This window comes from Gluconobacter sp. NFX36 (assembly GCF_049887835.1).
In the GTDB taxonomy this organism is placed as follows: Bacteria; Pseudomonadota; Alphaproteobacteria; order Acetobacterales; family Acetobacteraceae; genus Gluconobacter; species Gluconobacter japonicus_A.
Genome location: NZ_JAGEKJ010000003.1, coordinates 158,370 through 180,353, shown reverse-complemented (window position 1 = coordinate 180,353; position 21,984 = coordinate 158,370). Strand labels below are relative to the sequence as shown.

Sequence of the window (21,984 nt, the reverse complement as noted above, 5' to 3'; positions counted from 1 at the left end):
TTTTTTTGCGCTACATTTGTGAGAGCCGCATGATAACGCGCAAAATTACCGGATTTTGGTTTGTTAATGGTGATGAGCACCATTTGACGCAGGCTATGCCTTGGATGGGCGGCCTGATGGCAAGCGCAATCTATTTTGCCTCTGTTTCCGTCGGGCAGATATAAATTGTTTGGCTTAGATTTTCAGTGCCCGGTGCTCTGAAAACAATATGCTGCCGCTGAAGTTATAGGGAATGCATCCATTTGCTCTCAGGGGTCCGAATCATGTGTTGATCCGGATCGGGTGGCTGGCCGGTTCTCGCCGAATAAAAGACGGTGTCTGTAGTGGGAAATAAAATATTCTCCCACTACAGAGTTGTTAATCAGTGCAGGTTATCAGTACGGCGGATAAAGGCTGCAACATTGTCATGTAACTGTTGAAGAGCAGTGGGGTCCACGTAAACCATGTGTCCCGAAGAATACTGGGCGTATTCGATATTCTTCTGAAGGTTCAGAGGCATCGGCAGGTGCTTCATCTCGTAAATGCCCTCATAATAAGGCGTTGCGAGATCGTAGTAGCCGCCATTCAGCATGACATGCAGATTGGGGTTCGTCTTGATGGCCATGGCGAGATCGCTCATGACGTTCGGAACGCCCTTCGGCTGATACCCGTGGCCTGGCTGCGTGTGCTTGTTGTCCCAGTGATCTTCCGGGTTGAACAGGCGATAGGTCTCGTCCGTGCCGTACTTCAGCGTATTGCGGACATAGTCGTTGAAAACCGACACATAGGCCGAACTGATAGCGCTGGACTGTGGATCGTAATCCACTTCTTTGGACATTGGATCAAGCGTTGGGCTCGAATAGCGTGTATCGAGACGACCCGTCGCCATGCCCGTCTTGGCCTGGAGTTGCTGCTCGAACTGGCCGCCATTTACGCGAAGGTCTGACCGCAGGATATAATCAGTCGGAAGGCCGGTGTAGTCATGGAGCTTTTCGGCAATGGCCTGACGCTCATTCTCAGGCAGGTCTGCACCCTGACGCAGAGCGACGGTGTAGTCCGTTACTGCAAAATGTTCGACTTCCTTCAGGAAGGCTTTCAGATCAGCATGCTGCTGCGGCAGGCAGTGGTGATACCAGGCGGTCGCGGCGTAAGTTGGAAGTGCAAGAACGTAAGGGTCGTCGACGCCGGGATTGAATTGCGGGCCATCAGCGCTGTTGTCGTAGTTCAGGATCTGGGAAAGAAGAATGACACCGTTGAAGTCGATGTTTTCTTCCTGCTCAAGATCATTGATGACGACTGCTGAGCGCATCGTACCGTAGCTTTCACCGAACAGATATTTCGGTGAGTTATAGCGATGGTACTTCGCTAAAAACTTGGAAATGAAGTGCGTGAAGGCTTCACCGTCTCCGTCGACGCCCAGAAATTCCTTGGCAGCATCTTTGCCCGCGATCCGGGAAAAGCCTGTCCCCGGTGCATCCACGAACACCACATCCGAAACATCAAGTAAGGACTGTGGGTTGTTGATCAGAGCGTATGGGGCGGCGGGAAGATGCTGGTCGCCCGGCGTATTTACGCGGCGTGGTCCGAACGTGCCCATATGAACCCAGACGGATGCTGAACCAGGACCGCCATTATACAGGAAGGTGATCGGGCGCTTGGCTGAGGGAGCGCCTTCCTTGAAATAGGCTGTGTAGAACATGGAAGCGACAGGAGGATTTTTATCCTCATCATCCTTCCCGGCTTCAACCTTGACCCCGCGTTTGTTCAGAACGTCGTTTGAATCATTATAGCCAGCACCATGAACCAGAATGGTTCCCGCAACAGCCTGATAAGGGATGGTCGTACCATCAACGACGACGGTCGCGCGCGTGACGCTATCGGCATTCGGAGCGGGTGTATCCTTCGCTGTCTCAGCGGCGAAAACAGGTGTTGCCATCATGGCAACACCGAGAAGAAGAGCCTTGCGTAGCATTCAGAAAGGGCTTTCTGCTGATTGTGTTGTCCTTCTCTAAGCGCATAGCTGCCTTGCAGACAAGGCGTTGTTATAATGTTTCGTTTTTAACCGAAAGCACGGTTGGCGTGCATGATCGCAATGCCAATTTCTCTGAGCAGATTGAAGCACCGTTCCAGTGGTTGGAAGATCTCACGATGTTCGCGCGCAAAGCCACTTTCTTCCCCGGCATCTCCTGGCTCCCCAAAATCCAGATTGGAAACGCTAAGGGCAGACATAGGGAACAGGTCATCCAGCAGTTCTAAGGAACGCGGAATATTAAGACACAGGATTAGGTTTGTGATGGAGTCGCGTGTCAGGTTGTTTCGTGGTCCGAAATATGGGATGCGGGTAGAGAGAAGCCACAACCGGTCAATGAGGGCAAACCGGATGGCGTGAAGCAGCTTTTCACAGGGTTCCATATGCGGTGCATCTGGCCATGCTGCCCGCAAGGCGATGTGGTCCGTCTGGATACGACGGAACATTGCAGGAGCGCTCGTCCAGAACTGTAGCACTTCGAGACCATGTGAGATGGTCAGATAATTCTGGCGCTCTTCTTCGTCTTCCGCTTTTGAAGCCCGATCAAGCCATGTTCCCGGATCAAGCTGGCGTACGGTTGCCCGCAGAACCTCCAGATCAGAATGGGCTAACGCCTGACGTGCAAAATCCATGGCCTCGCGGAAACGCGGCGAACTGGTTACGAAATGTTCGAAAGTTTCCGGATGACGCTGTGCGGCGTTGCCCAGGCCATGCAGAACATTCGCCCACCAGCCCAGTTGCTGGAGAATGGCGTTGTTCGGAATGGCCCGAAGCTGACTGGGGTGTGTGATGCGGGTTACGGTTGCGGCATCAGACTGTCTTGCAGAAGGGCGCGAGCCTGTCTTGTCGATAAGAGATGGCCCAAAAGCGCTCAGAAGAGCCGCGTAGCCTGGATCGTTGACGAGCGTGCCCATATCGAGCGCAATCGTGGAAAAGAAATCAGCGGCAAAATCGGGACGATCATAGACCGGATCGTTTACGCTGGTGGGAACATGAGCGACATGTTCAGCCAAAGTTGCGATGGTGGATGCGGCAATACTGTTTGTCCCGAAGAGCGTGTAACCATCGCCCCCCTGAAAGGCCGTTTCTACCCGGCAGCCCACACCTGCGTCGCGGAAAGCAATCCGTGTGCGGGCAGGAGAGAAGTAGTCGAGGCGTTGGCGCAGACTGAACGGGTGCGCACCACGGCCAATACTTTCGCCGTGCGTATCGAACAGCGTCAGGGAGACATCTTCAAGGTCATGTTCCTTGAGAAGATCCAGCGTGCGCATCCGTAGACGTTCGACAAGATTCGTTGCCGCCAACTGGCCAACGTAGCGCCCGGAGTCAGAATACCCGAACTGTAGGGACAGACGACCATTGGCGCGCAGATAGTTTCGCCAGTGTGGAGAGCGGAAGGCTTCCTCAAGAATTGTCTCGCCATTTTCCAGCGCGCTTTCTGTCTCGAAAAGCGGGGAAATTTCGATCTGATGGTCCTGAATGCCAAAAAGGCGTGCAAGCCAGAGTGTAGCGAGCAGAGTGTATCCACTTTCCGTCTCGGCAATCAGGAAGCGGATGGGCGAGCCGGAATCGATGTGCTTGAGGATCTGCGCCATCGTCATCATCAGGCGGGCGGCAGAAGCGGGCTCTACAAGCAGCGAACCGAAATCCACGTGACGGGGTGTCAGGTCGTCGAGAGCATCATTGATGCGAGACAAGAGTACGCGGCGGCGGGACGGGAGTGCGGGGTCATCCGTCAGGCCAAGGCGCGTCCGGGCAACATTATAGATCTGAGCGGCATTGAGGCGTGTATGAATATGCGCGATGCCCAGACCATGGCTCATGAAGCCAGCACGAATGGTCCTCAGCGTCAGGGTTGCTGAAGCGTCCAGATCTGTGGCGGCATCGCGGAAGAGGGGAAGAAGCTCGCGTGCATCGAGGAGAGCTTTCTCGCGATGTGTGATCAGTGTCTGGGCAAAGTCACGAATGGTTTCAGGAGCGGCATGCTTTCCGGATGGGCAGGCTGCATGTTGCGTTTTGACGGCTTCCATGGCGCGACGGACGCGCATTGCCAGAGCTGATTCCTGCAGATTGAGGCCAGCAAGGCCTGCGTCAAGCCGCTCAAGCTGCGCAAGTTTGAGTTCCAGCCGGATACGGATCGTGTCCCACCAGCCGATGTCGTTGCGCCCATCGGTATCAAAGCCGACCCAGCTTGCCAGAATGACGGGAGCGGGATCGATGTGATCGGCTTCATTCGCCCATCGGGAGGTCATGTGTTCGATAAGGGATGCGCTCAGGTCATCGAGTGCATCGCGGCCACGCAGAATTGCTGCAAGAGCCAGAGATTGTTCATGTGCGAGTGTCGGTGGCGTCGCGCGCCGGTGTGTTGTCAGGCATGGCAGGGGCAGTTCAGGATCTGAAGCCCGTTCAGCCAGAAGAGCATAGACATGATCTGCCAGAGCAAAAGTTGGGTGCGCGGTGAAAACGGCTGCAATGGCCGCTTTGGAGAGGGCTTCCGGAGAGGCTGCCTGTTCGACCAGCCGTGCTGCAACCTGTTGCAGACGCGTTGCAGGATTGGCGTCATCCAGGCCGACATACTGACGTAGATGAGCAGCACGCTGGATGAAATGGTCGTCGCGCAAGGCACGGACTGTCTGTTCCAGCTCCTCGATCTTCTCACCCTTACCGATAGACAGATCCTCACCAATGGAGGCAATCAGATCACCCAGACCATTACGCTCTTTAATAAGCTGCGCGGTCATGGTGTCGATGCGTGCGGAAAGGGATGTGTCGTGCCGGGAGGCGCAGTCAGACATCGGGAGCAGTCTCGCTTCTGCGGAAGGTAAATTGAAAACGGGCAAGTTATGTTCCATGCCCGGCCTGTAAGCGCAACCTTGTTGCGACCGCGACAGGGCATGAGGATGATGCTATCGAGGCCTACATGCATCCGGATATGAAGAAAGATGTCAGTCAGGCCAGTTCGCAGCGGCCTAATTCGCCTTCCAGATTGGCGGGGGCTTTGCTGATCGGCATGGGGGCGCTCGCGACGGTGACGACCTATCTTGCGGCGCATCACCTCCACGAAGAGAGTTGGGCTCTCAGTATCCTTAGGGCTGGTTCAAAGGCCGGTGTCGTCGGCGGACTGGCGGATTGGTTTGCCGTAACGGCTCTGTTCCGGCATCCGTTGGGGATTCCCATTCCGCATACGGCTATTCTGCCACGTCAGAAAGTTCGTCTGGGCCAGGCTCTTGGAAAATTCGTCTCAGGTCAGTTTTTCACCGAGGCCGATGTCCATCGCGCGCTCTCAAAAATCGACCTGCCGGGCCTGATCGCCGATGCTCTGAACGAGTCTTCGACCCGTCTTACATTGGTTGCGACTCTCAGGGCCAGTATTCCCAGCCTCTTTGATCGTCTTGAAGACGGTCGGGCAAGCTCTGCGTTGTCCCGGGCATTGCCAGTTCTTCTGAACGGTGAGGAAATGGCTCCTCTGGTCTCGCGTGCCATGCGGGCCATGGTCGACAGCGAAATGCATCAGGAGGTGCTGTCTTTCCTGCTGGCCAAGCTCAAGATGACAGTTGCGGCAAAAGAAGGTGACCTAAGACAGTTTGTTGAAGACCGTGTTCGTGAGCAGGGTGGTCGTTTCCTCGGATGGGCCATTGGAGGCTCTGTCTCCAATCGTGTATTGACGGCTCTCCAAGCGGAAATCGAACGTATCGACCCCATGGATTCGGAAATCCGACATGGTTTTACGGCATGGGTGAGAGCCGAAATCGATCGTATGGAAACTGACCCCGAACGTCGTCAGGATATGACGCAGGCTATTGGCTCGGTTCTGACTCATTCCAGCCTCAAGGCGTGGAGCGGGGAACTTTGGGATCGGGTCCGTCGCATGGCGGAAGAAGATTGCGCTAAAGACGAGGGCTGGAGCGCATCGGTTCTGGATGCGGCCATTATCGGGTTGGCAGGCTCAATGCGTGAAAACGATGCCCTGCGAGAGCGGATCAATCAGGCCGTGGAACGTATGGTTTCCAGGTTACTTCCCGGAATACGGGACAAGCTGGCCGGGTTCATTGCCAATGTCATGGCAGGTTGGGACGGCGACGATCTGGCGCAGCGTCTGGAGGCTCGTGTGGGGCGAGATCTCGCCTACATCCGCGTCAACGGGACTGTCGTGGGTTTTCTGGCGGGGGCTGGCCTTGATGTCATTTCCCGTCTGTTTTTTGGTGTCTGACGGGCTTATACCCTCTCAGGATATCACAAACTTCTTGACCTTTGTGACAGCATGGGTCATCTGGAACCTAATCAGGACTTCCTAAGTCTTGAATGAATGCAATGTGAGTGTGCAAGCTATGCTGAGGCTCTCCAAACTGGCTGATTATGCCACCGTCCTTCTGGTCCATCTCGGGCAGCATGAGGGTCTGGCAACAGCCGCCGCTCTGGCCGGAGAGACTGGCGTCCCGGAACCTACTGTTGCGAAGCTCCTGAAAGGACTGGCCTCAAGCGGGCTTGTTATTTCCCATCGTGGAGCTCGTGGCGGATACCGATTGTCCCGACCGCTTGAAGAGATCACGATCGCCACAGTCATTGCTGTTGTTGATGGTCCGATCTCCATTACGGCCTGCTGTGACGGGCGTGAGTGCGAGCATAGTTCCCTGTGCGGTCTTTCAGGCCAGTGGGACATGGTGAATGACGCCATCCTGCGAACGCTCAACAGCATTACCCTTGCGGATATGGACAAACATTCCGCCCTGCATAGCGGGAAGGTTTCCAGGGAGCCTTCTCTCGACACGACCGGCGCTACGGCTACGCCCGTAGCGGATCCGGTGAACTGAGGACACGAGACGATGCCAGCCGTGACGGAGACCCGCGAGACAGTCGAGAAGCTCGCGAAGTCCAGCTACGAGTGGGGCTTCGAGACCGATATCGAGATGGATATCGCTCCCAAAGGCCTGAATGAAGAGACAGTCCGCCTCATTTCTGCGCGCAAGGAAGAGCCTGAGTGGATGCTGGAATGGCGTCTGAAGGCGTTCCGTATGTGGCTGGAAATGAAAGAGCCGGAATGGGCCAAGGTCAGCCATCCGCCGATCGACTATCAGGATGCCCATTATTTCGCTCAACCGAAAAAGAAGCCTGGCCCGAAGAGCTTGGATGAAGTCGATCCAGAGCTTCTGAAAACCTATGCAAAGCTCGGAATTCCCCTTCACGAGCAGGCTCTGCTGGCTGGTGTTGAAGGTGCGGAAGAACAGAAGCGGATGCCGGTTGCCGTGGATGCGGTGTTCGACAGTGTGTCTGTGGCGACGACGTTCCGTAAGACGCTGGAAGAGGCTGGGGTTATCTTCTGCCCGATTTCCGAAGCCATTCGCGAGCATTCGGATCTGGTCAAGCAGTACCTTGGGTCAGTCGTTCCCGCCGGTGACAATTTTTTCGCTGCGCTGAACTCCGCTGTCTTCACGGATGGATCTTTCGTGTACGTGCCCAAAGGCGTGCGCTGCCCGATGGAACTGTCTACCTATTTCCGCATCAATGCGCGGAATACCGGGCAGTTCGAGCGGACGCTGATCATCGTCGAAGAGCGCGCCAGCGTATCCTATCTTGAAGGTTGTACTGCTCCGCAGCGCGATGAGAACCAGCTTCATGCTGCCGTTGTCGAACTGATTGCGATGGATGACGCCTCCATCAAGTATTCCACGGTCCAGAACTGGTATCCAGGGGATGATGAAGGGCGAGGTGGCATCTATAACTTCGTAACGAAGCGCGGTGCCTGCCGTGGTGCACGCTCCAAGATTTCCTGGACGCAGGTTGAGACAGGATCTTCCATTACGTGGAAATATCCGTCCTGTGTTCTGGCTGGTGAAGGATCGGTTGGTGAGTTCTACTCCGTAGCCGTGACCAATAATCATCAGCAGGCCGATACGGGTACGAAGATGATCCATCTGGCGCCCAATACGCGCTCGACGATTATCGCTAAAACTATTTCGGCCGGCAAATCAGACAGCACGTATCGTGGTCTCGTTCGCATGCAGCCAAAGGCTCGTAACGCACGCAACTTCACGCAGTGCGACAGCCTTCTGATCGGTGACCAGTGTGGCGCACATACTGTGCCTTACATTGAAAGCCGGAACATGACGGCGCGCATCGAGCACGAAGCAACAACGTCAAAAATTTCCGAAGACCAGCTTTTCTACTGCCGCTCCCGTGGACTGTCTGAAGAAGACGCGGTTGGTCTGATCGTCAATGGATTTTGCCGCGAGGTGCTCAAGGAGCTGCCGATGGAGTTCGCGGTCGAGGCTCAGAAGCTGCTGCAGATCAGCCTCGAAGGAAGTGTGGGTTAAAGACATGAGTGATTTTCTGAAAATCCAGGGTCTCGAGGCCCGCATTGATGCCGACGGTACACCGAAGGGAATCCTCAAGGGAATTGATCTCGAAATTCCTAAGGGTGAAATCCACGCCATCATGGGCCCGAACGGCTCCGGCAAGTCCACGTTGTCTTATGTGCTATCCGGCCGTGAAGACTACGAAGTGACGGGCGGTAGCGCGACCTTCAAGGGTGAAGACCTGTTGGCGCTTGAGCCTGAAGAACGTGCGGCGCTGGGCATGTTTCTGGCGTTCCAGTCTCCTGTCGAACTTCCGGGTGTGAACAACGCAAACTTCCTGCGGACAGCCGTCAATGCGGTTCGCCGGGCGCGTGGTGAAGACGAACTGGATGCCGTTGCTTTCCTCAAGGCCGTTCGTGCCGAGACGAAGCGTCTTTCCATGTCGGACGAAATGCTGAAGCGTGCCGTCAATGTCGGCTTCTCTGGCGGTGAAAAGAAGCGCAATGAAGTGCTTCAGATGCGTCTGTTGCAGCCGTCTTTCGCCATTCTTGACGAGACGGATAGTGGTTTGGATATCGATGCGCTGCGTATCGTTGCGGATGGCGTAAACTCGCTGCGTGGCCCTGATTTCTCCGCTCTGGTCATTACCCATCATCAGCGTCTGCTCGACTATATCGTGCCAGATCGCGTGCATGTGATGGCCAAGGGCAAGATCATTTATAGCGGCGGCCCGGAAGTGGCAAAGACGCTTGAAAAGCAGGGCTATACGCAGTTCCTCGAGGCAGCAGCGTGAACGTAGCGACAACAGTTCAGACTTCTCCAGGGCTGGAGGCTTTTGTCCGGCGTTCCGCAGGGCAGGGAACTGCGCTCTCTGCCATGGGTATTCCGACGCGCCGTGTTGAGGCGTGGCGCTACACACCACTTCGTGCGTTTGCTGATACAGTCTGGGCAGAGGCTCCGGCTCTTTCAGACGCGCAGGCGCAGACAATGCTTGCTGGTCTTCCTCTGCCAGAAGCCGGAAGCCGTGTGGTTTTCGCCAATGGTCGGAAGCTCGAAGCGCTCAGCAGCCTGTCGGACAGCATTGTTTCGACGGCAGCAGAAGCAGCAGATCCGCTTGAAGATCGCTTTTCGGCAGTTCTCAATGCAGCACTCCTACAGGATGGCTTGTCAGTTCGCGTACCTGCGGGAACTGATGCCGGAATGCTGGCACTGGTGTCTCTGACGGTTGGCGAGAACATCTCCACGCACCTGCGTCATCGGATTGTGCTGGAGGAAGGCGCCTCTCTGACGCTGTTTGACGTCAATGCGGGAGAGGGACGTTATGTCACCAATCCACGTTTGGACATTGTCGTTGGCAAGGGCGCGCGTCTGACGCATGTGAAGCTGCAACAGGACAGTCTTACAGCAGGGCATCTTGCCATCGTTGCGGCTTCCGTCGACGGTAATGGCAATTATGATAGCTTCACCCTCAACAATGGGAGTGAACTGGCTCGTCATGAAGTTGTGGCCAAGCTGACAGCTGCCCATGCACAGGTTCATGTCAACGGGATCCAGATTGTCGATGGCAGCCGCCTGAACGACCTGACGTCCATGATCCATCATGCCGCGCCAGATTGTGGTTCACGTCAGACCGTCAAGACAGTGCTGTCCGAAAGCGGGCAGGGTGTGTTCCAGGGCAAAATCCTCGTGGATCGCATTGCCCAGAAGACAGACGGCTACCAGATGAATCAGGCGCTTCTGCTATCGGAAAAAGCGCAGATCAACAGCAAGCCTGAGCTGGAAATCTATGCGGACGACGTCAAATGCAGCCACGGTGCAACCGTAGGCGCGCTGGACGACGAGCAGCTTTTCTATTTGCGCTCCCGCGGTATTCCGGAGGCTGAAGCGCGTGACATTCTGGTTCGCGCTTTCCTTCTGGATGCGCTGGATCTGGTCACGGACGAGACACTGCGCGATCTGTTGCAGGGGAGCATTCGCGCATGACTCCGGCGGTGCGTTCCCAATTCCCGATCCTGTCCGAACGGGTGCATGGGCGCCCGCTGGTCTTTCTCGATAGTGCCGCGTCGGCCCAGAAGCCCGAACGTGTGATCGAGGCGATGCGTGAGGCGGCATATCATCAGTATGCCAACATTCATCGCGGCCTCCACTGGATGAGCGAGCGCACGACGGAAGCCTATGAAAGCACGCGTGATGCTGTCGTTCGGCTTCTGAATGCGCCGGACCGCCATGAAGTCATCTTCACGCGAAACAGCACTGAAGCCATCAATCTGGTCGCTCATAGCTTAGGGTCGCTTCTGAAGCCGGGGCAGGCCGTCCTGATTTCCGAACTTGAGCATCATGCCAATATTGTTCCGTGGCTCATGCTGAAGGATCGTGCAGGGATCGAACTCCGTGTCGCTCCCATGATGGAGAATGGCGATCTGGATCTCGAAGCGTATGAAGCGCTTCTTGAAGATGGGAATGTTGCTCTCGTTTCCATCACGCATATGTCCAACGTGCTGGGAACAGTCACCCCTGCGAAAAAGCTGGCAGAAATTGCTCATGCTCATGGAGCGCGTATCCTGTTTGATGGGTCGCAGTCTGTCGTGCATCGCAAAATCGATGTTCAGGACATCGGGGCCGATTTCTTTACCTTCACGGGCCACAAGCTTTACGGGCCCACAGGCATTGGTGTGCTCTGGGGCAAAAAAGAGCTTCTGGATGTAATGCCACCTTTCCTAGGCGGTGGAGAAATGATCCAGAATGTCTCTTTCGAACGTGCGACTTGGGCAACGGTGCCGCATAAGTTCGAAGCTGGAACCCCTGCCATTCTCGAAACGATCGGCCTCAAAGCGGCGATCGAATTTGTGGAAGACATTGGGTACGACACCATTGCCACTCATGAAACTGAACTGACCGTTTACGCGGAACAGCGGTTGGGTGAGGTTCGGGGTCTTACGATCCTTGGATCTCCGGACGTGCGTGGCGGTGTTTTGTCGTTCACGCTGGATGGGGCGCATCCTCATGATCTGGCGACGCTGCTGGATCAACTGGGAATTGCCATTCGGGCCGGGCAGCACTGTGCAGAGCCGCTGATTCGTCGGCTTGGCCTGCATGCCACGGCTCGCGCCAGTTTTGGCATCTATACAACGCAGGACGAGATTGACGTTCTGATCACAGGCCTTGAACGGGCCCGGATGATGCTCACATGAGTGAAGCCATGACCGAAAATCCAGTAGAAGAAACCACCGTACCTGCACCTGACGGAACAGCTCCGGACCAGGATGCTGTTATTGCGGCAATTGCTACGGTCTATGACCCGGAAATTCCGGTTAATATTTACGAGTTGGGCCTGATCTATGCCATTGATCTGCATGATGATGGCCGGGTCAATGTGGAAATGACGCTGACGGCACCTAACTGCCCAAGTGCCCAGGAACTGCCGGAAATGGTGCGGGATGCCATTCTGAAAGTCCCAAATGTAACAATGGCCACGGTGGAAATCGTCTGGGATCCGCCTTGGGATATGAGTCGTATGAGTGACGATGCGCGACTTGCGCTCAATATGTTCTGATCTGAAAGGGCAAAACCATGTCCGAAACTCTGACGCGTCGGCCGCTTCCGGCACTTATGACAGTCTCTGACCGTGCTGCTCAAAGGCTACGGGTTCTCTATGCCGGGGCTCATCAAGGTGAACTGCTGCGGATCGGTGTAGGAACGCGGGGGTGCTCAGGCCTGTCCTACGAGATGACTTTCGTTAAGGAACCAGCTGACACTGATGAGCGGGTGGAAGATCAGGGCGTAACCCTGCTGGTGGACCGCAAGGCTACGCTGTTTCTGACCGGAACAGTGATGGACTACGAGGTCAAAGACCTCGAAGCCGGGTTCACGTTCAGGAATCCAAATGAGAAGGGGCGCTGTGGCTGCGGCGAGAGTTTTCACGTTTGATCCGTTTCGGATCGCGTGAGAACACCAGAACCGTTTCCACTTCCGTGGACCAGAGGAACTGGTCCACGACTGTCCAGTTCAGCAGGGAATATCCTGCTTCTTTCAAAGCACGACCGTCCTTTTCAAGGGCTGCCGGATTGCAGCTGATATAGACAATGTCCTTCACGCCAGACTTGGCGAGCGGGACTGTCTGTGCTCCGGCACCTGCATAAGGGGGGTCTAGAACAACAGCACGTGTCGATTTCAGATCATGCGGAAGAAGTGGCTGCCGCATAAGGTCACGCTGGTAACCTTCGACGCGACGTCCACCTGCAGCCGCCTTCAGGCAATTTGCGGCAGCGAGTTCGCCTTCATAAGCCAGAACACGCCCTTTTTCTGAGAGCGGGAAGGTTAAGGTGCCACAGCCAGCAAAAAGCTCTACGGTAATGTCTTTCTTGTTAAGGGATGGCAGTCCCTCAACAGCCGCTTGAACAATAGCATTTTCAGCGTCGCGTGTTGCCTGAAGAAACGCTGCAGGCGGTGGAGATGTTTCCACCTCCCCAAAGCGTTCCTTGACGGGTTTTGTTTGAGAAACCGTTTCAATCGAACGGTCTTTCGGATTTTGCCATGAGATTCTTGGAAGGTTGTAAGTCCGACCAAAAGCCGCCAGCTTGCTGCGATCAGCACTCGTCAATTCTGCAGAGGTAGAGAGCGTCAGGTCCGGACCACTGTCCAGAAGGTTCAGCACCAGGCTGCCACGTCCCGTCAGGGCACCCAAGGTTCCAAGGACCTCTCGCAATGGCGAGAGAAGGGCAAACAGGTCCGGATGCAGAAGGTGACATTCTGTCATATCAACGGGATCACCATTCCGGCGGTGTAGTCCCAGAATAATGCCTCCAGGAATACGCTGAATAGCGAGGTCCATCCGGCGACGCGTATAGGGTGCTGTCTGGTACTGGCCGGAAGTCGGAATATCCTCGAAGCCTGCTGCATCCAGAGCAGCGGAAACGCGGGCTGTCTTCCACTCCAGGAGGGCTGGAAGTGACATTTCCTGAATCGCACATCCGCCACATTCGCCGAAAAGGCTACATGGGGGAGCAACGCGATCCGCAGATGGATGAGTAACTTCGATCAGTTCAGGACGAGTTCCTGAAAAGCGCGCAAGCACTTCTTCTCCCGGCAGTGTGCCGGGAAGAAAAAGAACATGCCCGTCATGATGAGCAACGCCGTCACCCGCGGCGCCAAGACCTTCAATCCGGAGGGGAAATGCTCCGGTTCCCGGGTTATTCATCACCGTAATGACGCGCGTCATGCTGAACTGGAAGAGTTAGGTCCGTCTCTTCGGAGACTGACAGACGGCGCCGACGGGGCACCAGCATGAATGCGGGAGTATCCCCGCCAAAGCCAGTTTTGGGCGCGTCGTTTTCAAAGGCTGGAGCCAGCTCAACAGATTTGCGATTCTGAACAGGCGCTGAAACAGGGGGGGCTTCCATAATGGTCACCCCTGCCTCAACGGTTTCGTCCCGGCCGTTGCGGTTGCGTTTGCGGCCACCACGACGACGTTTTCTACGCTGTCCTTCCGATTCGTCGTCATTCCCGGCTTCGACTGCGTGCTGCTGATGAGGGAGAGGCTGCTTTGGAGCCACAATCGGACGACCATTTTCGTCTTCCTGTGCCCAATCCACAGAGCGGATTTCCGGAGCATCAAGACGTGCAATGGTTTTGCCCGTCAGAGTCTCGATGGCCTCAAGCAGACGACGATCACGGGGGCCAGCAATGCTGAACGCATGTCCGTGTTTGCCGGCACGGCCTGTGCGACCAATACGGTGTACATAGTCTTCTGCATTGAACGGAAGATCAAAATTGAAGACGTGAGACAGGCCGCCAATATCGATTCCGCGTGCGGCAACGTCAGAGCAGACGAGAATTTTCAATTCGCCTGATTTGAAGTTGTCCAGCGTGGAAAAGCGCAATGACTGCGCGAGATCACCATGTAAATGACCTGCTGCAAAACCATGTTTTGTCAGGTAACGCTGGAGCATGTCCACGTCACGCTTGCGATTGCAGAATACGATTGCACTCTGCACATCCTGCGAGCGAAGCAGTTTGCGAAGAGCTCGACGTTTCTCGTCTTCGTCGACGACAATCAGACCTTCTTCAATCGTCGTTGCGACAGAAGAGGGGCGAGAGACCGTAATCTCCACCGGATTTCTCAGAAACTCATCTGCGAGTCGACGGATTTCGGGAGCCATCGTTGCGGAGAAAAACAGCGTCTGACGATTGCGGGGCAGAAGGCCGACAATTTTTTCAATATCGGGAATGAATCCCATGTCCAGCATACGGTCTGCCTCGTCGATCACGAGCGTGCTGGTTTGCGTCAGCAACAGGCCGCCACGGCTGAAGAGATCAAGAAGGCGACCGGGAGTTGCAATCAGGACATCCACGCCGCGGTTCAGAACATCCCGCTGTTCAGCCATGCTTTCTCCGCCAATCAGCAGTGCATGGGTCAGCCGGAGATGTTTGCCGTACAGCTTGAAGTTATCTGCAACCTGCAGGGCAAGCTCCCGTGTTGGCTCAAGAATGAGCGAACGTGGCATTCTTGCGCGGGCGCGGGAGCCTGACAGCTTCTCAAGCATGGGGAGTGTGAAGGACGCCGTTTTACCGGTTCCTGTCTGGGCAACGCCCAATACATCATGGCCTTTCAGGACTTCCGGAATAGCCTGTGCCTGAATTGGAGTCGGGTGTTCGTACCCCAGCTCCAGAATTGCCTGCATGATGGGATTTGAGAGGCCTAGATCTGCAAAGCGAGGTTGGTCGGCAGAGGTCTGCAATATCTCGGGAAGAGCAGAAGTTTCTGTCGGTGCCGCCTCAACGTCCACGATTACTGCGACATCCGCCACAGGTGTTTCTACAGGGACTTCGACGGGGAGAGGGTTCTTTCTAGGCCGACCACGACGTTTGGGGGCCTTGGGTAGCTGGTCTGGAGAGATTGTCAGAAGGTCAGGATTTTCCCGAATGACCGAGGTCGCTTCTTCTGCGACCGGCACGACTTCAGGGGCGACCTTAGGCTTTCGTCCGCGTTTTTTGGGCGTTGAAGGGGTAGCGTCTTCTACCGCAACCTCAGTCAATGCTTTGGGCTTGCGGCCACGACGCGGTTTGGCTTCTTCAACGACAGCCACGTCTTCGGCAGCCAGCGTTGCCTCAGTTGCCTCAATAGCGATTTTAGGCTTCCGTCCACGCTTCTTGGGAGCTGGCAGTGCAGTCTCTTCCGCGGCAGCTTCAACAACGACAGCCTTGGGCTTGCGGCCACGACGCTTGGGTGCAGGAGCGTCGACAGTCTCTTCAGGAGTCGCTTCTGCGACCTTATCCATAAGGCTATCGGCTTTGCGCGTCCGGCGTCGGGGCGGGAGTGTCGAGTCTTCTATTTGCGCTTTTGTGCGTCGGGCACGGCGAACTGGTGTTGCTTCTACAGAATCGCTTTTCACCTCGGCCGCAACCGGTTCGGATATTTTGATTTGCGCGGCTCTGGCGCGCGGCAGGGACGGTGCCGCGACTGTCTCAGTGGCAGTTTTCTCTGCCGCAGAACGACGGCCTCGCGTCTTCTTCTCGGTCACGACTGGTTGAGAGACAGCCTCATCAAGGCTCTCTGGTTCAGTCGATGAATTCTTGGTTGCCTTTGCACGAACGCCAGCGGGACGGCCGCGCTTCGCAGGGGCAGAGGTACGGGACTTGGAAGGACCGGAGGTCGTTTTCGCGCTCAAATGACTCTCGAGACTCTCGTTGACGGTACAGGCCAGATAGACTGTGCCGGAGTTGAGGGCGGGCACGTGTCCCGCAACTTTAAAGTGGTGCGTTATCGGCTAAACGCTGGAAAGGCAAGCGATACAGCCCATAAAGCGCCATATCGCTACCACAATCACATGCCGTGCGCCATGGCTGCAATCAGAATGTTCAGAAGACCCAGTCCTGCCATCAGGACGGTTCGGTTCCGCAGGCTGTCAAAAACGGCTGGCTGTGGGCGAAGGGCCCGCCTTGCACGTAGGAAAGGCCCACGAGCTGTTGTGATGAAGACGATCGCCATTGCGATGCCGATTAACTGCATGGCGTTAATCGTCCAGTTGACGGCGTCAAAACCGCCCTCATGAATGACAAGTGCCCAGCCACTGACCAGCGAAAACGGAACAACCTGCCAGAGTCCTTTGAAGAACCGGGTATAATTCTGCAGCAGTACCGAAGCGCGCGGGCCTGGGTCGAGTAGGCCAACCGTGGAGCGGACAACCAGAGCCGAATAGATCGACCCGCCGATCCAGTAAGTCATGCAGAGAAGATGGATTGCGAGCACGAGGCTCCAGACAATTGAACCGGTCATTGATCCTCATCATGGTCAGGTGCGTAAAGGAAGGGCAGGGCGTATCCCTGACGTATCTTTGCAAGATTACCCGACCCCACCGGCAGAATGCCATAGGGAACGCGGAAGAGCTCTCTGCTTTCTGTAAACAGTGATCCCATCAGGAGAAACAGCGCCGTGTCTTCATATCCACTTGCCCTTCTGACACCACAGGAAAGCGATAGGATGGATCATGCGGCTTCAGCCGTTGTTCCTGTTTCACAGCTTATGGAAAGGGCGGGATGGGTAGTCGCACGTGCAATTCGCAAGCGGTTCGCACCCTGCCGTGTCGCAGTGGTGTGCGGCCCGGGAAATAACGGTGGGGATGGCTATGTTGCCGCCCGTTTTCTTGCTCAGTGGGGATGGTCAGTGCGTGTTGTGGCCATGGCGGCTCCCAGGGAGGGTAGCCCTGCCCATGATGCTGCCAGTCACTGGAATGGGCCGGTACTGCCGTTCGATGTCCGCTCTGTTGAAGGGGTGGATATGATTGTGGATGCCGTTTTTGGTTCAGGTCTCAAGCGGCCTGTTCAGGATGATGTGGCAACAGTGTTGGGGGCTGTTCCGCTTCGGGTTGCCATTGATATGCCGAGTGGCGTGTCCGGGTTGACGGGGTGTGTGCTTGGGCATGCGCAGGCCTGTGCTTTGACGGTAACGTTTGTGCGTCCGCGCCCGGGGCATTTGCTTGAGCCCGGCAAAGGGCTGTGTGGTGAGCTGGTTTGTGCAGACATTGGTATGCCCGCCGAGGCCTGGGACGGCCTTGCTCCGAAAATCAGTCTCAACTGGCCGGGGCTTTGGATGCTCCCTGTTTCCGGTGACGGGGATTACAAATATCGCCGGGGTGTTGTGAGTGTCTGCGGCGGAGCGGTCATGCCGGGAGCAACGCGGTTGGCCGCCAAAGCAGCGCGTCGGACAGGTGCGGGACTTGTGAGGATTGCTGCGGGCCACGCTGCGGAGTCATACCGACTCGGTGATCCCGGGCTGATTGTTGATGGCGGGCCGCTGTCAGACTTGCTGAAAGATCAACGACGGAAAGTCTGGATCTGTGGGCCGGGGCTTACGCCTGATGAAGTTTCTGCCGTGCTTCCTGAGTTGCTGGGTGCTGATCGAACCGTTCTTGCAGATGCTGGAGCGCTCGCCTGGGGAGCTGAGGATCTGTCACGCCTGAACGGAGTTGCTGCCGTCACGCCTCATATTGGTGAGTTTAAAAAACTGTTCGGCCAGGTTGAGGGTAGTCGCCCGGATGCTGCTCTTGCTGCCGCGCAGAAACTCAATGCAGTCATGGTCATGAAGGGGGCGGATACCATCATTGCCGCCCCGGATGGACGTATTGCCATCAATGCCCATGCGACGTCCGCGCTGGCTACAGCTGGTTCCGGAGACACGCTGACAGGAGTTATTGCAACGCTTCTGGCTGCGGGGATGGAGGTCTGGGAGGCCTGCTGTGCAGGTGTCTGGCTGCATGGAGAGGCCGGGATGCAGGCGGCGAGGCAGCATGGCGGGTGGCCAGTAGCAGAGGATCTGGATCTGCCACTCGGTGCTGCCCGAAAGCTTGCAACAGAGCTTTCCAAGGGCGATTTAAGCAAAAACCCGGTGGCCGCCCTGTTGTGAAGTAGCGTGTCATGCGCTAAAGGCCGCGCTTCCAAGGTTCGGTAACACGAACCCCGGAGACGGGGCTGAGCGGGCGTGGTGGAATTGGTAGACACGCCAGATTTAGGTTCTGGTGGCGCAAGTCGTGGGGGTTCAAGTCCCTCCGCCCGTACCAACCCGGTTTCCTGAGAAGAGATTTTAACTTACCCGACCGAGAGGATCGCCTGGCTCATGCAGGTTACGCCCACGCTCAACGAAGGACTTAAGCGCGCCTTCACTGTCGTTGTCCCTTCTGCGGACCTGCAGGCCCGTCGTGCAGCCCGACTCGCTGAAGTTGCGCGCACGATCAAGCTTCCGGGTTTCCGTCCGGGCAAGGTTCCGGCCTCTCTCGTCAAGCAGCGTCACGGTGCTGCCGTCAACGCAGAGCTGATGGAAGAAGTCATCAACGATACGGTTGGCAAGCTGGTTCAGGAACAGGACGTTCGCCCGGCCATGCAGCCGAAGGTCGAGCTGGTTTCCGCTCCTGATTCCGAAGGCGATCTTGAGTTCAAGATTGAGATGGAAGTTCTGCCGGCAATCGAAGTTCCGGATCTGTCCGGTCTGAAGCTGACGCGTCTGACCTCCAAGGTTGATGAAGAGGTCGTTAACAAGGCTCTTGCTGATCTCGCCCGTCGTAGCCGCAAGTTCGAAGCCATCGAAGAAGATCGTGCAGCCGTAAAGGGCGACGTGGTCTGCGTTGACTTCGTGGGTAAGCTGGATGGCACGCCGTTCGACGGTGGCACAGCTGAAGACGTGAACGTTGAAATTGGCGGTGAAGGTTTCATCCCGGGTTTTGCCGAGCAGATGGAAGGCATGAAGGCCGGGGAAGAGCGCGTCATCAACGTGACGTTCCCGGAAGACTATCAGGCTGAAGAACTGGCCGGTAAGGCCGTGACATTCGACATCAAGGCGAAGTCCCTGAAGAAGCCTGTTGATCCGGAAATCAACGACGACCTGGCCAAGGACATCGGTCTCGACAGCATCGAGCAGATCCGTTCCCTGATCACGGAGCAGGCTGAAGGCGAGTACAAGCAGCTCTCCCGTCTGCGCATCAAGCGTGAGCTTCTGGACGCCCTGTCCGAGAAGACCGACTTCGAAGCTCCTCAGAGCATGGTTGATGCCGAGTTCGCGCAGATCTGGGCCCGCGTCGAGCAGGACCGTGAAGCCGGCCGCATGGACGAGGAAGATGCAGGCAAGGACGAAGAGACCCTGCGTGCAGACTACCGTCGTATTGCAGAGCGTCGTGTGAAGTTGGGTCTGCTGCTGGCTGAAATCGGCCGCAAGCAGGAAATCCAGGTTTCCCGCGAGGAACTTCTGGGTGCGATGCAGCAGGAAGCGCAGCGCTATCCGGGCCAGGAAAAGATGGTTTTCGAGTTCTTCTCCAAGAACCCGCAGGCTGTTGAAGGTCTTCGTGGCCCGATCCTGGAAAACAAGGTTGTCGACTATCTGATCGAGCTGGCTGATGTCACCGAAAAGGAAGTCACACCGGAAGAACTCGCAGAAATCCCGCCTGCAGAGCTCTGAGAGTACTGACGCAGAAAAGGCGGGCACTCTTCGGAGTGCCCGTTTTGCTGTCTGCTCCCTTTGACGGAACGCTCTGCCGGGTCCATGTTAAAGAATACAGACAGCCCATCGGGCATTGAGGAACAGACAGTATGACCATTGGGGACCGCGATCCCGTCGAGGTGTTCAACAACTCTCTGGTGCCGATGGTAGTCGAGCAGACTGCCCGCGGAGAGCGAGCTTTCGACATTTTTTCACGTCTCCTTCAGGAGCGTATCATCTTCCTGACCGGCCCGGTTTACGATCAGGTTGCTTCTCTGATCAGTGCGCAGCTCCTTTATCTTGAGAGCGTGAACCCGACCAAGGAAATTTCTTTCTATATCAACAGCCCAGGCGGTGTCGTTTCTGCTGGTCTCGCGATCTATGACACGATGCAGTACATCCGTTGCCCGGTAAGCACGGTTTGTATTGGTCAGGCGGCATCCATGGGGTCGCTGCTTCTGGCCGGTGGTGAGAAGGGGCATCGGTACTGTCTGCCAAATGCGCGCGTGATGGTGCATCAGCCTTCTGGTGGTGCGCAAGGTCAGGCGTCCGATATTGAAATTCAAGCTCGTGAAATTCTGCTGATTCGTCAGCGCCTGAATGAAATCTATCGTGAGCATACGGGGCAGACGCTGGAAGAGATTGAGCGCAAGCTCGAACGTGACAGCTATCTGTCTGCTGAAGAAGCCAAAGAGTTTGGTCTGATTGATGCGGTCGTGCGCCGTCATCCGGCAGTTCAGTCTGCTCAGGACTGACCGGTTTCAGAACGCAGGAGGAGTTTTGCTCCTCTTGGAAAAGAAAAGCGGCATCCCGATATGCCGCTTTTCATGTCTTGGAGTTACGTGCTCCGGGGTTGCCGAAGGCTGAGACCTCGGCCTAGAGTTTTAAGTGCTTCAGCATGTCTGCTGCCGAAAAGCGGTCGGTGCGTGTGTGAGGGGAAAGAGGAACAGCGATGAGCAACAAATCCGGCGATTCAAAGAACACCCTGTATTGCTCGTTCTGTGGGAAATCCCAGCACGAAGTTCGCAAGCTGATCGCTGGTCCAACAGTTTTCATCTGTGATGAGTGTGTTGAACTCTGCATGGACATCATTCGCGAGGAGCATAAGACGCACCTTGTGAAATCCCGTGACGGTGTTCCGACGCCCAAGGAAATCTGCAAGGTTCTGGACGATTATGTCATCGGGCAGTTCGAGGCCAAGCGTGCGCTGTCGGTCGCCGTTCACAACCATTACAAGCGGCTGGCCCATGCCCAGAAGAACAGCGATATCGAAATCGCGAAATCCAACATTCTTCTGATTGGTCCTACAGGTTCGGGTAAGACGCTGCTTGCGCAGACGCTGGCTCGTATTCTTGATGTGCCATTCACGATGGCAGATGCCACAACGCTGACCGAAGCCGGTTATGTGGGTGAAGACGTTGAGAACATCATCCTCAAGCTGCTTCAGGCTGCTGACTATAACGTCGAGCGTGCGCAGCGCGGCATTGTCTACATCGACGAAATCGACAAGATCTCGCGGAAGTCCGACAATCCATCCATCACCCGTGATGTTTCAGGCGAAGGCGTACAGCAGGCGCTTCTGAAGCTTATGGAAGGGACGGTTGCGTCCGTGCCGCCGCAGGGTGGTCGCAAGCATCCGCAGCAGGAGTTCCTGCAAGTTGACACCACGAACATGCTGTTCATCTGTGGCGGTGCTTTTGCGGGGCTGGACAAGATCATTTCGGCTCGTGGCAAGGGATCAGGCATCGGCTTTGGCGCGGATGTGCGTTCTGAGGATGAGCGTCGTCTGGGGGCAATTCTTCAGACAGTAGAGCCTGAAGATCTGCTCAAGTTCGGTCTTATTCCGGAGTTCATTGGGCGTCTGCCGGTTATTGCAGCGCTGAATGATCTTGATGAAGCTGCCCTGATCCAGATTCTCAGTAAGCCGAAAAATGCTTTGACCAAGCAGTATGGGCGCCTTTTCGAGATGGAAGGGGTCAAACTGTCCTTCACGGAAGACGCACTTTCCGGCATCGCCAAGCGGGCTATCGAACGCAAGACTGGTGCCCGTGGCCTTCGTTCCATTATGGAGAACATCCTGCTTGGGACGATGTTCGATCTTCCAGGACTGGAAGGCGTTGAGGAAGTCGTCATCAACCGTGAAGTGGCGGAGAGCAAGGCCAACCCGGTTTATGTGTACGGGAAGGGCAAAAGCGAACCGACGGAACAGTCTGCTTGAT

At 56.0% G+C, this 21,984-nt stretch carries 17 protein-coding genes and 1 tRNA gene; 13 read left to right on the top strand and 5 right to left on the bottom strand.

Annotated features, from left to right (window positions below; all coding sequences use genetic code 11):
* Positions 1-361: 361 nt before the first annotated feature.
* Positions 362-1,951, bottom strand: a complete 1,590-nt coding sequence (locus J4P41_RS04335) for a S10 family peptidase (RefSeq protein WP_426066235.1) — start codon at positions 1,949-1,951, stop codon at positions 362-364.
* A gap of 86 nt (positions 1,952-2,037) precedes the next feature.
* Complete coding sequence (locus J4P41_RS04330; RefSeq protein ID WP_426066295.1) at positions 2,038-4,803, bottom strand: phosphoenolpyruvate carboxylase; 2,766 nt, start codon at positions 4,801-4,803, stop codon at positions 2,038-2,040.
* A 125-nt stretch (positions 4,804-4,928) separates the two neighbouring features.
* On the opposite strand from J4P41_RS04330, the gene J4P41_RS04325 reads away from it, so the two are divergent.
* The 8 genes from J4P41_RS04325 to J4P41_RS04290 all read left to right on the top strand — a co-directional run bounded on the left by J4P41_RS04325 (position 4,929) and on the right by J4P41_RS04290 (position 12,228).
* A complete protein-coding gene (locus tag J4P41_RS04325) occupies positions 4,929-6,218 on the top strand; it encodes a DUF445 domain-containing protein (protein WP_426066234.1) in 1,290 nt (429 codons plus the stop codon).
* A gap of 118 nt (positions 6,219-6,336) precedes the next feature.
* Positions 6,337-6,819, top strand: a complete 483-nt coding sequence (locus J4P41_RS04320; protein ID WP_062024088.1) for an SUF system Fe-S cluster assembly regulator — start codon at positions 6,337-6,339, stop codon at positions 6,817-6,819.
* A gap of 12 nt (positions 6,820-6,831) precedes the next feature.
* Positions 6,832-8,319 carry a Fe-S cluster assembly protein SufB gene (gene sufB, locus J4P41_RS04315; protein ID WP_010501390.1) on the top strand — a complete coding sequence of 496 codons (1,488 nt, stop codon included), beginning with the start codon at positions 6,832-6,834 and terminating at the stop codon, positions 8,317-8,319.
* Positions 8,320-8,323: 4 nt separating this feature from the next.
* Positions 8,324-9,094, top strand: a complete 771-nt coding sequence (sufC, locus tag J4P41_RS04310; RefSeq protein ID WP_426066233.1) for a Fe-S cluster assembly ATPase SufC — start codon at positions 8,324-8,326, stop codon at positions 9,092-9,094.
* A complete protein-coding gene (gene sufD, locus J4P41_RS04305; RefSeq protein ID WP_426066232.1) occupies positions 9,091-10,284 on the top strand; it encodes a Fe-S cluster assembly protein SufD in 1,194 nt (397 codons plus the stop codon). Before sufC ends, sufD begins: the two co-directional genes overlap by 4 nt.
* Positions 10,281-11,492, top strand: coding sequence for an aminotransferase class V-fold PLP-dependent enzyme (locus J4P41_RS04300; protein ID WP_426066231.1), 1,212 nt, complete (start codon positions 10,281-10,283; stop codon positions 11,490-11,492). Before sufD ends, J4P41_RS04300 begins: the two co-directional genes overlap by 4 nt.
* Positions 11,489-11,854: an SUF system Fe-S cluster assembly protein gene (locus tag J4P41_RS04295; protein WP_062024080.1), complete on the top strand. Its 366-nt coding sequence runs from the start codon at positions 11,489-11,491 to the stop codon at positions 11,852-11,854. Before J4P41_RS04300 ends, J4P41_RS04295 begins: the two co-directional genes overlap by 4 nt.
* A 17-nt stretch (positions 11,855-11,871) precedes the next feature.
* Positions 11,872-12,228, top strand: coding sequence for a HesB/IscA family protein (locus J4P41_RS04290; protein ID WP_010501400.1), 357 nt, complete (start codon positions 11,872-11,874; stop codon positions 12,226-12,228).
* Here the strand turns inward: J4P41_RS04290 and J4P41_RS04285 are convergent.
* The 3 genes from J4P41_RS04285 to J4P41_RS04275 all read right to left on the bottom strand — a co-directional run bounded on the left by J4P41_RS04285 (position 12,173) and on the right by J4P41_RS04275 (position 16,576).
* Entirely contained in the window at positions 12,173-13,519 is a 1,347-nt protein-coding gene (locus J4P41_RS04285) for a class I SAM-dependent RNA methyltransferase (RefSeq protein ID WP_426066230.1), read from the bottom strand. The two genes, J4P41_RS04290 and J4P41_RS04285, sit on opposite strands and share 56 nt — an antisense overlap.
* Entirely contained in the window at positions 13,491-15,197 is a 1,707-nt protein-coding gene (locus J4P41_RS04280; RefSeq protein ID WP_426066294.1) for a DEAD/DEAH box helicase, read from the bottom strand. Before J4P41_RS04280 ends, J4P41_RS04285 begins: the two co-directional genes overlap by 29 nt.
* 926 nt (positions 15,198-16,123) lie before the next feature.
* The gene (locus J4P41_RS04275) at positions 16,124-16,576 is read right to left on the bottom strand and encodes a hypothetical protein (protein WP_426066229.1); all 453 of its coding nucleotides are present in this window, start codon (positions 16,574-16,576) and stop codon (positions 16,124-16,126) included.
* Between the two features lie 156 nt (positions 16,577-16,732).
* Between J4P41_RS04275 and J4P41_RS04270 the strand changes: the two genes are divergently transcribed.
* From J4P41_RS04270 to clpX, 5 genes are all read left to right on the top strand, one after another.
* Entirely contained in the window at positions 16,733-18,202 is a 1,470-nt protein-coding gene (locus tag J4P41_RS04270; RefSeq protein ID WP_426066228.1) for an NAD(P)H-hydrate dehydratase, read from the top strand.
* Between the two features lie 69 nt (positions 18,203-18,271).
* Positions 18,272-18,356, top strand: a tRNA-Leu gene (locus tag J4P41_RS04265).
* 56 nt (positions 18,357-18,412) lie between these two features.
* Positions 18,413-19,744 (top strand): trigger factor, encoded by a 1,332-nt coding sequence (tig, locus tag J4P41_RS04260; RefSeq protein WP_023942716.1) that lies wholly within the window; start codon positions 18,413-18,415, stop codon positions 19,742-19,744.
* Between the two features lie 131 nt (positions 19,745-19,875).
* Positions 19,876-20,520, top strand: coding sequence for an ATP-dependent Clp protease proteolytic subunit (locus J4P41_RS04255; RefSeq protein WP_010501413.1), 645 nt, complete (start codon positions 19,876-19,878; stop codon positions 20,518-20,520).
* A gap of 197 nt (positions 20,521-20,717) precedes the next feature.
* Entirely contained in the window at positions 20,718-21,983 is a 1,266-nt protein-coding gene (clpX, locus tag J4P41_RS04250) for an ATP-dependent Clp protease ATP-binding subunit ClpX (protein ID WP_010501414.1), read from the top strand.
* Position 21,984: the final 1 nt, after the last annotated feature.